This window comes from Lentzea kristufekii (assembly GCF_033949925.1).
Taxonomy (GTDB): Bacteria; Actinomycetota; Actinomycetes; order Mycobacteriales; family Pseudonocardiaceae; genus Lentzea; species Lentzea kristufekii.
Genome location: NZ_JAXAVV010000013.1, coordinates 118,146 through 134,034 on the forward strand (window position 1 = coordinate 118,146; position 15,889 = coordinate 134,034).

Consider the following 15,889-nt stretch of genomic DNA (forward strand, 5'->3'; position numbering starts at 1 on the left):
GATGTGACTCGATTCAGCCCTCGATTCAGTGGTCCGTCAGTGCCCCTCCCGTTGCCGGTGACGGCCGCCACCCCATCTAGGGTGGGGTCGGACCCGGCACACAGAGGTGCCGGATAGCGTGGAGTCGCCTGAAGATGACCTCGACTGGAGCCCCGACCCGAACCGACGACGTCTCCGCGGCCACCGCCGCGGGTGATGGCAGTCCAACGGCCAGTCCTGAGCAGGTCCGTGACGAGCTGATCGAACGGGCCGCCGCCAATGCCCCCGAACTCGCTGATCTGATCCGCCTCTTCTACCGGCACGTGCCCGCCGAGGAAGTCAACGACGACGACCCGGTGGACCTGGTCGGAGCGGTGCGGTCGAACTACCAGCTCGCCGAGAGCCGTGTTCCCGGACGCGCCGCGGTGCGCATCCTGAACCCGACCCGCGCGAACGACGGGTGGCAGTGTCCCGTCACCGTGGTCCAGGTCGTCACCGACGACATGCCCTATCTCGTCGACTCGGTCGCGTCCGAGCTCACGCGGGGTGGCGTGCAGGTGCAGCGCGTCGTGCACCCGATCGTCGTCGTGCGGCGTGACCCGGTCACCGGTGAGCGCACCGAGGTGCTGCCGACCGCCGATCCGGCCGATCCGCCCGCCGACGCGCTGGCCGAGTCTTGGATGAACATCGAGGTCGACCTCATCACCGACCCCGATCGTGCCCGCGAGCTCGAGACGCGGCTGCTGTCGGTGCTGACCGACGTCCGCGAGGTCGTCGAGGACACCGATCGCATGGCCGCCACGGCGCTGCAGCTGGCCGAGGAGCTGGAGAAGGAGTCGTCCGAGGCCACCGAGGACGGATCGAAGCTGCTCAGGTGGCTCGCGGACGGGCACTTCACGTTCATGGGCTACCGGCAGTACGAGCTGGTGCACGAGGACGGCGAACCGGCGCTGCGGGCCGTGCTCGCGAGCGGTCTCGGCGTGCTGCGCCAGGACAGCCTCGCCGCGCGCAGCCTCACCGCCGGGCCGGACAACGGCGCGCAGGCGCTCAGCCCGGACCTGCTGGTGCTGACGCAGGCGAGTGCGCAGAGCAGCGTGCACCGCAGCGTCTACCCCTACTACGTGGGCGTGAAGACGTTCGACGCCGAGGGCAACGTCTCCGGCGAGCACCGCTTCCTGGGCATCTTCAGCACCACCGCGCTGCACGAGAACGTGCTCGACATCCCGGTGATCGAGCGCCGCGTGCGCGACGTGATCCACCGCGCGGGCTTCCCGCTGCAGTCGTACTCCGGCCAGCGGATGCTCGAGGTCATCCAGAACTACCCGCGCACCGAGCTGTTCTCGGTGGACGCCGAGACGCTCTACCAGGTGACGACGGGTGTCATCGCGCTCGCGGAACGCCGCCGGCTGCGGCTGTTCCTGCGCCGCGACCCGTTCGGCCGCTTCTTCTCGTGCCTGGTCTACCTGCCGCGCGACCGCTACACGACGACGAGCCGTCTCGCGATGCAGGAGGTGCTGCTCGCTGAGCTCGGTGGCCTGAACCTCGAGTACAGCGCGCGCATCGGCGAGTCCGCGCTCGCCCGCGTGCACTTCATGGTGCACACGGACCCCGCTCGCACGCTGGAGCCGGACGTCCACGCGATCCAGGCCAAGCTCGCCGAGGCCGTGCGCAGCTGGGACGACCGCATGGTCGAGGCCGTCGTCGGTGACAACGGCGAGCTCGGCGCCGAGTCGGCCACGGAGCAGGGCCAGCGGTTCGCCACGGTCTTCCCCGAGGCCTACAAGGAGGACTTCTCCGCCGCCACGGGCCTTGAGGACTACCGGCGCATCGAGGCCCTCGTCGAGGGCGACCTCGACATGGTCTTCTACGTGCCCGAGAACGCCGAGGCGGGGGAGCGGCGCTTCAAGCTCTTCGTGACCGGCGAGGGCATCACCCTGTCGGACGTGCTGCCGATGCTGCAGCGCATGGGCGTCATCGTGGTCGACGAGCGGCCGTACGAGATCGCCCGCGAAGACGGCGTGCAGTGCTGGATCTACGACTTCGGCCTGCGCATCGACAAGGCCGCGCTCGCCCAGCTGTCCGAGGCCGACCTCGACCACGTGCGCGTGCGGTTCCAGGACGCGTTCGCCGCCGTCTGGCGCGGTGAGGCCGAGGTCGACCGGTTCAACTCGCTGGTGCTGCAGGCCGGGCTCACCTGGCAGCAGGCCGCGATGCTGCGCGCGTACGCGAAGTACCTGCGGCAGGCGGGCACGCCGTACTCGCAGGACTACATCGAGGACGCCGTGCTCGGCCACACCAGCGTGGCCATCGCACTGGTCGCGTTGTTCGAGGCCCGGTTCGACCCGCGGCTCGACGACGCCACGCGCGCCGACCGCACCGAGACGATGGTCGTCGAGACCGGCAAGTTGATCGACGACGTCACGAGCCTCGACGCGGACCGGATCCTGCGCAACCTGCTCACGCTGATCAACGCCACGCTGCGGACGAACTACTTCTTCCGCGACGCGGACGGCAACGCGCGGCCGTACCTGTCGGTCAAGCTCGACCCGCAGGCCATTCCGGACCTGCCGCAGCCGCGGCCGAAGTTCGAGATCTTCGTGTACTCGCCGCGGGTCGAGGGCGTGCACCTGCGCTTCGGCAGCGTCGCGCGCGGTGGTCTGCGCTGGTCCGACCGCCGCGAGGACTTCCGCACGGAGGTGCTCGGCCTGGTCAAGGCGCAGGCCGTGAAGAACGCCGTGATCGTGCCGGTCGGCGCGAAGGGCGGCTTCGTCGTCAAGAAGCCGATCGCCCCCACCGGCGACCCCGGAATCGACCGCGAGAACTTCATGGCCGAGGGCATCGCCTGCTACAAGATGTTCATCTCGGGCCTGCTCGACCTCACCGACAACCTGATCAACAACGAGGTCGTGCCCGCGCCGCAGGTCGTGCGCTACGACGCCGACGACACGTACCTGGTCGTCGCCGCGGACAAGGGCACCGCGACGTTCTCCGACATCGCGAACGGAGTGAGCCAGAGCTACGGCTTCTGGCTGGGCGACGCGTTCGCCTCCGGTGGCTCGATCGGCTACGACCACAAGGCCATGGGCATCACGGCCAAGGGCGCGTGGGAGAGCGTGAAGCGCTCGTTCCGCGAGCTCGGCGTGGACACGCAGACCGAGGAGTTCACCGTCGTCGGCATCGGCGACATGTCCGGTGACGTGTTCGGCAACGGCATGATGCTCTCGGAGCACATCAGGCTCGTGGCCGCGTTCGACCACCGGCACATCTTCATCGACCCGAACCCGGTCGCGGCCACGTCGTTCGCCGAGCGCGTGCGCCTGTTCAACGTGCCGCGCTCGTCGTGGGACGACTACGACCGCTCGCTGATCAGCGAGGGCGGCGGCATCTTCCCGCTCACCGCCAAGTCGATCCCGATCTCCGAGCAGGCCCGCGTCGCGCTCGGGCTCGACGAGGGCGTCGTGAAGCTGTCCCCGCCGGAGCTCAAGAAGGCGATCCTGCTCGCGCCGGTCGACCTGCTGTGGAACGGCGGCATCGGCACGTACGTCAAGGCGTCGACCGAGTCGCACGGCGACGTCGGCGACAAGGCGAACGACTCGATCCGCGTCAACGGCGACGAGCTGCGCGTCAAGGTCATCGGTGAGGGCGGCAACCTGGGTCTGACCCAGCGCGGCCGCATCGAGTTCGCGCGTGCCGGCGGCAAGGTCAACACCGACGCGCTCGACAACTCCGCCGGTGTCGACTGCTCCGACCACGAGGTCAACATCAAGATCCTGCTGGACCAACTGGTCCGGGAGGGGTCGCTGGAGCAGTTGCAGCGCAACGAGGTCCTCGCCGAGATGACCGACGAGGTCAGCGACCTCGTGCTGGCGGACAACTACTCGCAGAACAACGTCCTCGGCGTCAGCCGGGCGCACGCGGCCCCGATGTTGTCGGTGCACGCGCGCCTCACGGCCGACCTGGAGGCGCGCGGCGCGCTCAACCGCAAGCTGGAGGCGATGCCGAGCGCGACGGAGTTCAAGGCGCTGGAGAAGAAGGGCGAAGGCCTCACGTCGCCGGAGCTCGCCACGCTGCTCGCGTTCACGAAGCTCACGCTGAAGGAAGAGCTGCTGGCGAGCGACATCCCGACGATCGACACGTTCACCCGCAAGCTCCCGGACTACTTCCCGAGCCTGCTGCGTGAACGCTTCGGCGCCGCGATCCCGAACCACCCGCTGGCGCGGCAGATCATCACGACGGTCGTCGTGAACGAGGTCGTCGACGGCGGCGGCATCTCCTTCGCCTTCCGCCTGGCCGAGGAGATGAGCGCGTCCGTGACGGACGCGGTCCGCGCGTACGCCGTGGTCACCCAGGTCTTCGACCTGCCGTCGATCTGGCGCGAGATCGAGGCGCTGGACACCGTGGTGCCGACGGACGTCCAGGACAGCATGGTCCTGGAGACCCGCCGCCTGCTGGACCGGGCGTCCCGCTGGCTGCTGTCCAACCGCCCGCAGCCGCTCGCGGTGGGCTCGACCATCAACCGCTTCCGCGGGGTGGTCGAGGAGCTCAGCCCCTTCGCCTTCGAACTGTTGCAGGGCAAGGAACTGGACGTCGTCGCGGGCAAGGCGGACCGGTACGTCGAACAGGGCGTCCCGGCCGAGCTGGCCCGCAAGGTGGCCGCACTGCTCTACATGTACGGCCTGCTCGACGTCACCGAGATCGCCGAACTGGCCGAACGCGAGTTCGGCCCGACCGGCGGAGCGGGCCCGGAGCGCACGCACCGGGAGACCGCCGAGCTGTACTTCGCGCTGTCCGACCACCTCGACATCGACCACATGCTGGATTCGGTGACGAGTCTGGAGCGCGGCAACCGCTGGCACGCCCTGGCGCGGCTGGCTCTCCGCGACGACTTCTACTCGTCGCTGCGGGCCATCTCCGTCGACGTGCTGAGGGCGAGCGACGAGGGCGACACGCCCATGGAGAAGATCTCCAAGTGGGAGCAGGCCAACGCTTCCCGCCTGGTCCGCGCACGTGGCGCGCTGGAGGAGATCAACCGGGTCCACCAGCTGGATCTCGCGACCCTGTCCGTCGCCGCCCGCCAGGTGCGGAGCATGGTCAGGTAAGAGCACGAACGAGAACCGGGGCGCCGCGGAATCCCCTCCGCGGCGCCCCGGTCGTTTTCGTCAGGGTCAGACGACGTGCTCCAGTTCCGCGCGCTGGACGATCGCGCGACCGAGCCACTGCCGTCCGACCACGACCAGCAGCGCGACACCGATCGCCGCGATCGTGCCGACGGCGGACCCCATCCACAGGCCCAGGACCTCCATGCCGTCCGCGGGTGAGGGGATCTCGGTGAACGTGACGTAGACGAACAACCAGGCGAGCACAACGGCTCCGGCGGCGATGGCGCCGATCGCGATGTTCGTCCACACGAGCGCGCCGGACTCGAACACGGTGCCTTCGCCTGCCCTGTGCAGCATTCCTCCCAACGCCACCGCCAGGACTTGCAGGCACGCCACGAAAACGATCGCGGACACCACGAACGGCACTCTCACCGACTCGTACGGCGGGAAGAGGTCGACCTCGTTCGCCGCGGTCGCCGGGATCACCGCGACCTGCGCGAACAGGCCGCCCAGAACCGCGAAGGCGAGCAGGGCCTGCAGGAAGAACACCACGGCGCGAGACATGAATCGAGTATCGAGAGCTGCTTATCGATTTTCAATCGTCTGGTGTGGAGGTCCTGTGAAGGCCGGTCAACGGTAGGGTCCCTGCATGGGTGTCTTCGTCACGGGTGTGCGGCCTCGATGGTCGGACATGGATGCGTTCGGCCACGTCAACCACGCGAACACGGTGACGTTGCTCGAAGAAGCCCGCATCGAGCTGCTGTTCACCGAGGCCGCCCGCCACGGGGTCAAGGAACTGGCCGAGGGCATGGTCGTGGCGAAGCTCGTGGTCGAGTACCTCGCGCCGATCGTGTTCACCGGCGAAAGCGTCGTGGTGGAGATGTCGGTGCGGGAGCTGAAGTCCGCTTCGCTGACGCTCGACTACGTGGTGCGCGGCAGCCGTGACGCGAACAGCCCGGTGGTGGTCAGGGCGGAGACGCTCATGGCGCCCTACAACGTGACGACAGCACGACCGCGCCGGCTCACCGAAGCCGAGCGCGACTTTCTCGCCGGGTGGCGGGCAGGGGGAAATGGTGCCTGAGCTGGTGTTGGCCGATGCGGCCGAGAGAGACGACCTGGGGGCGTTCGCCGCACGGGCCGTGCGGCTCGACGCGCAGTCCGTCGTGAGGCTGCGCAACCGCGACGGGGAGCTGCTCGACGCGTGGGTGGCCACGCCGTTCGACACGCTCGCGACGCGAACCGTTGCGGGACAAGCGACTCCGGCGGACGTCACGGTGTCCGGCTCGGAGCTGCTGACGGGCCTCGCGGTGATGCGCGACGAGCGCATCGATCCGGGCCCCGCCAAGGACCTGATGTGGCGCTCGGCCCTGCCGCCCGCCGACGGCTGGCTGATGGTCGACCGGCTGCCGGTCGAGGTCGTCGCCAAACTCGCCGACGAAGGTGTCGAGGTGGCACGGGAGAACACCGGGCCGCAGGGCACGCCGCCGGCCTCGTTGCTGGACCAGACGGTGATCACCGTCAGCGGGTCCGGACTGGACGTCAAGATCCCGCTGCGGGTCCTGTTCGCGTTGTCGGGCATGGGTTTCCTCGGCGAGGACGGCGACGTGCGGGTGACCGCGACCGACTCGTGGGTGCGGATCGACGCCCGGTACGGCGCGGTCGTCCGGCGCCGGCATTCCATGCTGCCCCTGCTGGTCTGACTCTCCGGAACACGGAACAGCGCCCCAGGCCACGGCCTGAGGCGCTGTTTTGCGTGCGAGAACTCAGACGAGCCAGACCGCGGTGTCCGGCGGCAGCTGGTCGCCGTCCATCGGACCGGACGACAGCAGCACCTGGCCGGGAGGCAGCGGCACGGACGCGCCCGAGGTGTTCAGGGCGCAGATCAGCCCGCCACCCTTGCGCCGGAACGCGAAGCAGCCGGCCGGGGCGCCGTACCACTCGAGCTCCTCGCCGGCGAAGCCCGCGTTGGACTTCCGGTGCTCCAGCGCCTCGCGGTAGAGCGAGAGCATCGAGCCCGGGTCCTCCAGCTGTGCCTCGGCCGTGAGGTGGTCCCACTCGTTCGGCTGCGGCAGCCAGGTGTTCACGGCCGTGGAGAACCCGAACGGCGGGCTGGTGCCCTCCCACGGGATCGGCACGCGGCAGCCGTCGCGGCCGCGCTCGGTGTGGCCGGAACGCTCCCAGGTCGGGTCCTGCAGGGCCCAGTCCGGCAGTTCCACGTTGGGCAGGCCGAGCTCTTCGCCGTTGTAGAGGTAGATCACGCCCGGCAGCGCCAGTTCGACCAGCGTCATCGCGCGGGCCCGCTGCTCGCCCAGCGCGCCGCCGCCGTAGCGGGTCACGTGACGCACCACGTCGTGGTTCGACAACGTCCACGTCGCGGGCGTGCCGGTCAGGGCGACCGCCGCCAGCGAGTGCTCGATGGCCGTGCGGACGGCGTCGGCGTCGAAGCCGGCCTCGACCAGCCGGAAGTTGAAGCCCAGGTGCAGCTCGTCGGGACGGACGTAGGCGGCGAAGCGCTCGTCGTCCTTCACCCAGATCTCGCCGACGGCCATGGTGCCGGGGTAGCCGTCCATGACCTTGCGGATCATGCGGTGGATCTCGTGCACGCCGTCGTTGTCGAAGCGCGGGTCGTGCACGTCGTCGGACAGCACGCCCGGAACCTGCGTGCGGATCTCCATGTCCGGCAGGCCTTCCGGCTTGGCCATGCCGTGTGCCACGTCGATGCGGAAGCCGTCGACCCCGCGGTCCAGCCAGAACCGCAGCGTGCGCTCCAGGTCGGCGCGGACCTCCGGGTGCTCCCAGTTGAGGTCGGGCTGCTCCGGCGCGAACAGGTGCAGGTACCACTGGCCGTCCGGCACTCGGGTCCACGCGGGGCCGCCGAAGACGGAGACCCAGTTGTTCGGCGGCTGCGAGCCGTCGAAGCCGCGGCCCTCGCGGAAGATGTAGCGGGCGCGCTCCATGCTGCCCGGACCGGCCTGCAGGGCCTCCTGGAACCACTCGTGCAGGTCGCTCGAGTGGTTCGGGACCAGGTCGACCGTCACCCGGATGTTGTGCTCGTGCGCGTCCGCGACCAGCCGGTCGAACGCGGCCAGGTCGCCGAACAGCGGGTCGACGTCGCGCGGGTCGGCCACGTCGTAGCCGTGGTCGGCCATCGGCGAGCGGTAGAACGGGGTGAGCCACAGGGCGTCGACCCCGAGCAGTTCCAGGTAGCCGAGGCGGGAACGGATGCCGTCGAGGTCACCGACGCCGTCGCCGTTGGAGTCGGCGAACGAACGCACGTAGACCTGGTAGAAGACGGCGTCACGCCACCAGGCGGACTCTTCGGCGATCTCGGGTGTGAGGTCGGAGGATCGGCGCACGGGGGGTCATCCTGCCATTCGTCTCGCTGCTAAAGGACCCGAACGGGTGATGGGCGGTCAGGACCAGCTGTTCATCAAGCTGTTCGCGGCCATCTCCATGTAGTCCCAGAGCTGCTTGCGGTGAGCCTCGTCCAAGCCGGCCTCGTCGACGGCGATCCTCATGCAGCGCAGCCACGCGTCCCGCTCGATCGGGCCGATCTTGAACGGGACGTGACGCATCCGCAGCCTCGGGTGGCCCCGGTTGTCCGAGTAGGTGTGGGGTCCGCCCCAGTACTGCATCAGGAACAGCCGCAGCCGCTCCTCCGCAGGTCCGAGGTCCTCTTCGGGGTAGAGCGGGCGGAGGATCTCGTCGGCCTTCACCTCTTGGTAGAAGCGCGCGACGATGCGGTGGAACGTCTCCTCGCCACCGACCTGTTCGAAGAAGCTCACGGGGTTTCCCACGTACCCATCCTGACTCACGAGGGCCACCGCCTGCAGGCCGCCCCGGCTGTTGGCTCCGCCATAGGGTTGTGAACTGGCAGGACGCCGGATGATCATCGTCTCGAATGGGTGTTCTAACTCACTTGGCGGTGAAGCCCGCTTCCTCGAGGGCGGGCATCAGTTGCGCGCGCAGGTTGCGCTGGACCGCCCACTGACGGCCGGGGCGCGTCTTCGCGGTGACCCGCAGGGTGATGCCCTCCGGCGTGAACTTCTCGACGCCGAGCACCTCGGGCTTGGCCGTGATGTCCGCCTTCAGCGGGTCCTTGTCGGCCACCTCGGCGACCTTGCGCTCCAGCACCCCGGTGGCCTCGGCGAGGTTCGCGCCGTAGCTCAGCGGCAGGTCGACGACGGCGACCGCGAAGCCCTGCGACGAGTTGCCGACTCGCAGGATCTCGCCGTTGCGGACGTACCAGACCGTGCCGCCGGTGTCCCGGATCGTGGTGGTGCGCAGCGCGACGGCCTCGACGGTGCCGGTCGCGGGGCCGAGGTCGACGACGTCACCGACGCCGTACTGGTCCTCCAGCAGCATGAACATGCCGGCCAGGAAGTCCTTCACCAGGTTCTGGGCGCCGAAACCGATGGCGACGCCCAGGATGCCCGCGGAGGTCAGGATCGGCGTGATGTTGATGCCCACCACGATCAGGATCTCGAGGAACGCGATACCGAAGATCAGGATCGTGACGATCGACTTCAGCACCGAGCCGATCGTCCTGGCGCGCTGCTCCCGGCGCTCGGAGATCAGGTTTCCGAGCGCCTGGGGCGCCCGCTCGCGCAACGGCTTGAGCAGCCCCGGCTTCCTGCCTTCCTTGCCGGGCGTGGTGATCCGGTCGATGACCTTGCGCAGCAGAGCCCTGATCACGAAGGCGGCGATCAGGATCACAACGATCTTGATCGCGCCCGTGATGATCACCGCGCCGTACTTGTCGACGAAGGTGACCGCCTCGGCGGCCTTGTTCGTGACGTCATCCACGGGACTGGTCACCTGGTCGTGCCCTCCTACAACTCCATGCCGGTGGCATTCGCGAGAAACGTCAGCTGGTCCACGGCGAGAGCCACCGTCCGGCTGACGGACCGGCCCGCGTGACCGACCTCGGTCTCGCGGCGGATCAGCACGGGGTGCTTGGTCGGATCACTTGACGAAGCGTGCTGCAGCGCCGCGCACATTTTCCTGGCGTGGTTGGGGTCCACACGAGAATCCGACTCGAACACCGTGAACAACACGGAAGGGTACTCAACGTCCGTTACCACTCGGTGATACGGCGAGTAGGAGAGCAGCCAGTCCAGCTCCTCGGAAACGCTTGCGCTGCCGTACTCGTCGGCCCACAACCGTCCGAGCAGGAACTTCTCGTAGCGCACCATGTCGAGCAGTGGCGCTGAGCACACCACCGCCGCGTACAGCTCAGGGCGCTGGGTCAGCGCGGCACCCACGAGCAGGCCGCCGTTGGAGCCTCCCATGATCGCCAGCTGCTGCGGCGTGGTCCACCCGTCGCGGATCAGACGCTCCGCCGCGGAGTGGAAGTCGTCGAACACGTTCTGCTTGTTGGCGCGCATACCGGCGACGTGCCAGTCCTCGCCCTCCTCGTCACCGCCGCGCAACGACACGTGCACCCACACACCGCCCGCCTCGACCCAGGCCAGCGTGGTCGCGCTGTAGCCGGGACCGCGGCCGATCGCGAAGCCGCCGTAGCCGGTGAGCAGCGCGGGACGGGGCAGGTCGGGCTTCTGCTCGCCGCTGACGACGAACATCCGGACCGTCGTGCCGTCCTTGGACGTGTACGCGATCTGCTGGGTCGTCACGGCCGGCAGCTCGACGCGGCCGGGCGCGGCCTCGTGCAGCACCGTTTCACCGGTGGACTTCGAGAACCGGAACACCGACTGCGGCGTCACGAAGTCCGTCCACCCGAACCAGAGCGTGTCCTGGTCGTGGGGCGTGTGGACGTCCACAACGGACATGCCGTGCAGCGAACCCGTCCCGGGCAGCGGGATCTCCTGCTTGTGCGCACCGGTCGCGGCGTCGTGCAGGTGCAGTTCGGAGACCGCGTGCCTGGTGCGCAGGACGACCAGGTCGCCGTTCAGCCAGCGCACCCCGTCGAGGACCGAGTCCGGTTCCTCGGCGATGAGCTCGGTCCACTCGGTGGGGTTCGCCGGGTCGGCCACGCACAGCCGCTGCCGGGGCGCGCCGTGGTTGGTGTGCAGGTAGAGCCTGCCGTCGCGAGCCACGGACGCCGAGCACTGCACGCCGGCCTCGGACAGGATCACCGGCACGAGCGCGCCGTCGCCGTGCAGGTCCGCGATCCACACGGAGTCGTGCTTCAGCGTGCTGGGGGCGCCGCTCACGACCAGCCAGCGGCCGTCGTGCGAGAGGTTCAGCGAGTAGTAGAAGGTGTGCGCCTGGTCGTCGCCGTGCACGTTGAAGTCCGTGTCCGGGTCCGTGCCGACGCGGTGACGCCACACGCGGCGATGGAACAGCTTCTCGTCCTCGGGGAGCAGGGCCGGGTCGAGCTGGCGCACGTAGTAGAACTCCTCGCCACCCGGCAGCCAGCCGATGGAGGAGTAGCGGCACCGGTCGATCGGGCCCTCGATGTGCTCGCCCGTCGCGACGTCCATGACGTGCAGCAGCGAGTGCTCGTTGCCGCCGACGGACACCTGGTACGCGAGGCGCTCGCCTTCGAGGCTGGGGGACCAGCCGTCCAGGGTGGTCCGGCCGGACGGGTCGAGCGCGCTCACGTCGAGGAGCACGCGCTCGGTGCCGTCGCTCTCGCGCACCATGACGACGGGGTGGTCCTGCTCGGGACCGCGGCGGGTGAAGAACGCCCTGCCCGCGCGCCAGGTCGGCGTGGACACCGAACCGGTGCGCATCAGCTCCTTGAGGCGCTCGTCCAGGCGTGCGCGGCCGGGCATCGCGTCCAGCCAGGAGCGCGCGAGCACGTCCTGCGCCTGCGACCACTCCGCGGTGCGGGGGTCTGCCGTGTCCTCGAGCCAGCGGTACGGGTCGGCGACTTCGCGCCCGTGGATCTGCTCGACGAGGTTTAGCCGCTCGGCGATCGGGTAGGCGATCGTCGCAGGCAGTGGAGTGGAAGGTGCCTCTGTCACCTTGTCAAGAGTAGCGGGCTCTTGAAAACCATCTCCGATAGGGAGCTGGTTCACCCCGGGTTCGATCACACATCCATGACGCGTCACTTATCACACGTGATTTTTTCCTGGTAAGTGTGGTCTCCTATGGCTGAACCGGTGGAGGTGGTCGCGTGCCAGACCGACAACCGACCCCTATCGGCGGCTCGTCACCAGGCGAGACGGCGCCGACGGTCCTCCCATGCCGAAATCAGCCCGACCTGCGGGCGGTACCGGATGTGGATCGAGACGGGGGAGGTTCCGGTTCGATGCCGGCGATCTTCCCCTGGGGAAGACGCAAGGTCCTGCTGCTGAACGCCACGTTCGAGCCGCTCACGGCGTTGTCACTGCGCCGGGCGGTCGTGCTCGTGGTGTGCGGGAAAGCCGAAGTCGTGCACGGAGACGCCTCCGGGCTGGTGCTGCACTCGTCGAAGTCCGAGGTGCTCGTGCCGTCCGTGATCCGGCTGAGCTCCTACGTTCGCGTGCCTTATCGCGGTCGCGTGCCGATGACCCGTGCCGGGCTCATGCACCGCGACCGTTATCGCTGCGCCTACTGCGGCGGGCGGGCCGAGACGATCGACCACGTCGTGCCGCGCTCGCGTGGCGGACCTCACACCTGGACCAACTGCGTCGCCTGCTGTGCGAAGTGCAACCACCGCAAGGCGGACAAAATGCTGTCCGAGCTGGGCTGGCGGCTGCGCGTCGTTCCCGCGGCGCCGCGTGGCCCGCACTGGCGGCTGCTCGCCGGGGTGGCCGAGGCTGATCCGCAGTGGTTGCCGTACCTGGGTGAACCGGCGGCCTGATCCGCCGTTCGAGCTGGGTCAGGCCGCGAGGGAGAAGTCGTTCCGACGTGCGGTGATGCGCACGGAGTCCTGCTGCGCCGTGATGCGGACCGAGTCGTCCATGGTGATGCGGACGCTGTCCTGCTGGGCGGTGATGCGCACCGAGTCGTCGTGCGCCGTGATCCGCACGCTGTCGTCCATCGTGATGCGGACGGAGTCCTGCGCGGTGATGCGGACGCTGTCGTCGTGGGCCGTGATGCGGACGGAGTCGTCCATGGTGATCCGGACCGAGTCGTCGTGTGCGGTGATGCGGACGCTGTCGTCGTGGGCCGTGATGCGGACGGAGTCGTCCATGGTGATCCGGACCGAGTCGTCGTGTGCGGTGATGCGGACGCTGTCGTCGTGGGCCGTGATGCGGACGGAGTCGTCCATGGTGATCCGGACCGAGTCGTCGTGTGCGGTGATGCGGACGCTGTCGTCGTGTGCGGTGATGCGCACCGAGTCGTCCATCGTGATGCGGACGGAGTCCTGCGCCGTGATGCGGACGCTGTCGTCGTGGGCCGTGATGCGCACGGAGTCGTCCATGGTGATGCGGACGGAGTCCTCACGCGCAGTGATCCTGGCCGAGTCCTGCTGAGCGGTGATCCGAACGGAGTCTTCACGTGCAGTGATCCTCACGGAATCGGCACACGTGATCCTGACCGAATCGCTCGCGGTGATGCGCACCGAGTCCGCCATGGTGATGCGGACGGAGTCGCGGGCCGTGATGCGCACCGAATCGGCCGCGGTGATCCGAACGGAGTCGTCCATCGTGATCCGGACGGAGTCACTGGCGGTGATACGCACTGAATCGTCCTTGTAGCTCGGAAGAGTGAAGGTCACGGCCTGGGGGCGGGTCATCGTGAACATTTTGTGTCCTCCAGCTCGTTCGGGGCGGGTGCGCAAGACCCGTATAGGTGAAAAGCTAGGAGCTGAGTGATCCGGGAACAAGACCCCAAACCGGCACCCGTTCGCCTCCGACCGGGTGAGGCCTGACCGGGTGTAACCGCTGCGCCGCACGAGAGCACTCGTTGGCCCTACTGGCCGGTATGGACACGCTCTGTAGCGTTCGATCTGATGGAACGTGACATGCGTCATACGGCAAAAGGCGTGCATGGACGGGGTTTTCGAGCGCTCACCGGGGCTTGGGCGGTGTCGCTCGTGGGCGACGGCGTGCGCGTCGTCGCGCTGCCCTTGTTCACCGCCGCCAGCACCCGCAGCCCGCTCGCGGTGTCCGCCGTGGCTGTCGCGCTCACCCTGCCCTGGTTGCTCGTGGCGCTGCCCGCGGGCGCCCTTGTGGACCGCTGGAGACCGAGAACCGTTGTCGTCGTGGCACATTGGCTGCGCGCCGGGGTGACCGGACTGCTCGCGCTGGCGGTCCACACCGGACACGCGACGGTCGTCGTCTTGTGCGCCACGGCTTTCGTGCTGACCTCCGCGGAGACGTTCGCGGACTCGGCGTCCCAGGTGTTGCTGGTCGAACTCGCGGGGCCGGACGAACTGGAGGCGGCCAACGGCCGGTTCGTGACGGTCGAGACGATCGGCATGGACCTCGCCGGCCCGCTGGCCGCCGCGGTGCTCTTCTGGTGGGCTCCGGCTGCCTGTTTCGCCCTCGACGCGCTGTCGTTCGTCGTCGCCGCGGTGCTCGTGTCCCGCGTGCCGGACGTCGCTCCCGAACGCTCCGGGAGCGATCTTCGTGGACAACTGGCCGAGGGCGCGCGTTTCCTCGTGCGAACTCCTGGCCTGCGGTCACTGGTAGTTGCCGTTGCAATCACAGCTGTGTGCGCGGCCGCGATCAACGCCATGCTGGCGCTCTACTCCATCCAGGTACTAGGCCTCGCCGAACCGGTGGTTCCGTTCCTCGTCGTGTGCATGGCGGCCGGTGCTCTGCTAGGCGCCCGGCTGTCTCCCGTGCTCGCGGCGCGGTGGGGTGCCGGACGGGTCATGGTCGGGTTCCTGGCGTTGCTCGGCGCCGCGTTCGCGTTGTTCGGCCTGACGCCGTGGCTGGTCGTGGCACTGCTGGCGTGCGTGCTGTTCGGCGTGGCGTCCGCCGGCTGGAACGTGCTGTCCGCGACCCGGCGGCAGCGGCTCACGCCCGGACCGATGATGGGCCGCGTGACCAGCGCTTATCGGGTGCTCGCCTGGGGGCTCTCACCGCTGGGCGCGGGCCTCGCCGGTCCGCTCGCCGACGCGACGTCGCTGGGCACCGTCTACGTCGTGGCGGGCTCGATAGTGGGATTGACCGCGATCTTGCTGGCCCGGCCGCTCGCGCGCGGCTGAGTTCGGCTACCGTACCCGCCGTGACCATCGTGGAGACCGTTCTCGTCTTCGCGCTGATCCCGCTGGCGATCTACGGCGTGATCACGCTGCTGACGGTGAGGCCAAAGGCCACCCGGATTCCCCGGTACAGGCCCGGCCAGGAGTGGGGCTACGCCCCGGTGTGGTGGAGCGCGAACCCGGCCGGGTTGAGCGCTGAGCACCACAGCGCCGCCGAGTCCGGTACCTCGGGCTCGACCGCCAAGGGAGGCGCACGTGGCAACTGGTAAGGCGATCGAGCCCGTCGACCCGTCGACGCTGCCTCTCGGCACCGTCGTGACGAACAGCGGCCGTGTGTCCGCGGCGAAGATGTACGAGCCGCACGCGCCGGAGCTGCCGTTCACGCCCGCCCAGCTCGCGCAGCTGGACGAGGCGCTGACGCTCTCCAGCCGCACCACGGGCCTCGACTTCAGCGTGTACCTGGGCGAGCTCGGCGCGAACGCCCACGAGCGCGCGCAGGAGCTGCACGGCTCCACCGAGCGCCCGTCGCACCACGTCCTCGTGGCCGTGTCGCCGGGTGAGCGCGTCGTCGAGATCGTCACGGGCGAGGAGTCGCACCGCCGTCTCGCCGACCGCGGTGCCAAGCTCGCGGTGATGAGCATGGTGGCGTCCTTCAAGGAGGGCGACCTCGCGGGCGGCCTCGTGTCGGGCCTGCGCATGCTGACCGACCAGGCGGGCGCCGCGCCCCGTTCCTGATCTTGCTTCGAAACGCCCCCGGCACGCCGCC

The 15,889-nt window shown here is 69.0% G+C and carries 13 protein-coding genes; 7 read left to right on the top strand and 6 right to left on the bottom strand.

Features of this window, described 5'->3' with window-relative positions; translation table 11 throughout:
• The first annotated feature begins 134 nt into the window (after nucleotides 1–134).
• Nucleotides 135–5,078 (top strand): NAD-glutamate dehydrogenase, encoded by a 4,944-nt coding sequence (locus SK571_RS26155; RefSeq protein WP_319986729.1) that lies wholly within the window; start codon nucleotides 135–137, stop codon nucleotides 5,076–5,078.
• A gap of 66 nt (nucleotides 5,079–5,144) precedes the next feature.
• Here SK571_RS26155 and SK571_RS26160 read toward each other — a convergent pair whose 3' ends face one another.
• Complete coding sequence (locus SK571_RS26160) at nucleotides 5,145–5,642, bottom strand: DUF2975 domain-containing protein (RefSeq protein ID WP_319986730.1); 498 nt, start codon at nucleotides 5,640–5,642, stop codon at nucleotides 5,145–5,147.
• Nucleotides 5,643–5,727: 85 nt separating this feature from the next.
• Here SK571_RS26160 and SK571_RS26165 point away from each other — a divergent pair, with 85 nt between their 5' ends.
• Nucleotides 5,728–6,159 (top strand): acyl-CoA thioesterase, encoded by a 432-nt coding sequence (locus SK571_RS26165; protein ID WP_030479330.1) that lies wholly within the window; start codon nucleotides 5,728–5,730, stop codon nucleotides 6,157–6,159.
• The gene (locus tag SK571_RS26170) at nucleotides 6,152–6,778 is read left to right on the top strand and encodes a hypothetical protein (protein ID WP_319986731.1); all 627 of its coding nucleotides are present in this window, start codon (nucleotides 6,152–6,154) and stop codon (nucleotides 6,776–6,778) included. Before SK571_RS26165 ends, SK571_RS26170 begins: the two co-directional genes overlap by 8 nt.
• 63 nt (nucleotides 6,779–6,841) lie before the next feature.
• On the opposite strand, the gene SK571_RS26175 is transcribed toward SK571_RS26170, so the two are convergent.
• The 4 genes from SK571_RS26175 to SK571_RS26190 form a co-directional block, all read right to left on the bottom strand.
• Nucleotides 6,842–8,434, bottom strand: a complete 1,593-nt coding sequence (locus tag SK571_RS26175; protein ID WP_319986732.1) for a glycoside hydrolase family 13 protein — start codon at nucleotides 8,432–8,434, stop codon at nucleotides 6,842–6,844.
• A 57-nt stretch (nucleotides 8,435–8,491) separates the two neighbouring features.
• On the bottom strand, nucleotides 8,492–8,875 hold the full coding sequence (locus SK571_RS26180; protein ID WP_319986733.1) for a globin: 384 nt from the start codon (nucleotides 8,873–8,875) through the stop codon (nucleotides 8,492–8,494).
• 118 nt (nucleotides 8,876–8,993) lie between these two features.
• Complete coding sequence (locus SK571_RS26185) at nucleotides 8,994–9,824, bottom strand: mechanosensitive ion channel family protein (RefSeq protein WP_319986843.1); 831 nt, start codon at nucleotides 9,822–9,824, stop codon at nucleotides 8,994–8,996.
• Between the two features lie 86 nt (nucleotides 9,825–9,910).
• A complete protein-coding gene (locus SK571_RS26190) occupies nucleotides 9,911–12,007 on the bottom strand; it encodes a prolyl oligopeptidase family serine peptidase (protein WP_319986734.1) in 2,097 nt (698 codons plus the stop codon).
• A gap of 152 nt (nucleotides 12,008–12,159) precedes the next feature.
• Here SK571_RS26190 and SK571_RS26195 point away from each other — a divergent pair, with 152 nt between their 5' ends.
• On the top strand, nucleotides 12,160–12,828 hold the full coding sequence (locus tag SK571_RS26195) for an HNH endonuclease (RefSeq protein ID WP_406602031.1): 669 nt from the start codon (nucleotides 12,160–12,162) through the stop codon (nucleotides 12,826–12,828).
• Between the two features lie 18 nt (nucleotides 12,829–12,846).
• Here SK571_RS26195 and SK571_RS26200 read toward each other — a convergent pair whose 3' ends face one another.
• Nucleotides 12,847–13,653: a DUF2345 domain-containing protein gene (locus SK571_RS26200; RefSeq protein WP_319986736.1), complete on the bottom strand. Its 807-nt coding sequence runs from the start codon at nucleotides 13,651–13,653 to the stop codon at nucleotides 12,847–12,849.
• Between the two features lie 282 nt (nucleotides 13,654–13,935).
• Here SK571_RS26200 and SK571_RS26205 point away from each other — a divergent pair, with 282 nt between their 5' ends.
• The 3 genes from SK571_RS26205 to SK571_RS26215 are packed head-to-tail and all read left to right on the top strand — an operon-like array spanning nucleotide 13,936 to nucleotide 15,858.
• A complete protein-coding gene (locus SK571_RS26205) occupies nucleotides 13,936–15,126 on the top strand; it encodes an MFS transporter (RefSeq protein WP_319986737.1) in 1,191 nt (396 codons plus the stop codon).
• Nucleotides 15,127–15,146: 20 nt separating this feature from the next.
• Entirely contained in the window at nucleotides 15,147–15,392 is a 246-nt protein-coding gene (gene ctaJ / locus SK571_RS26210) for an aa3-type cytochrome oxidase subunit CtaJ (protein WP_319986738.1), read from the top strand.
• Complete coding sequence (locus tag SK571_RS26215) at nucleotides 15,379–15,858, top strand: DUF5130 family protein (RefSeq protein ID WP_319986739.1); 480 nt, start codon at nucleotides 15,379–15,381, stop codon at nucleotides 15,856–15,858. The genes ctaJ and SK571_RS26215 overlap by 14 nt, the downstream gene beginning before the upstream one ends.
• Nucleotides 15,859–15,889: the final 31 nt, after the last annotated feature.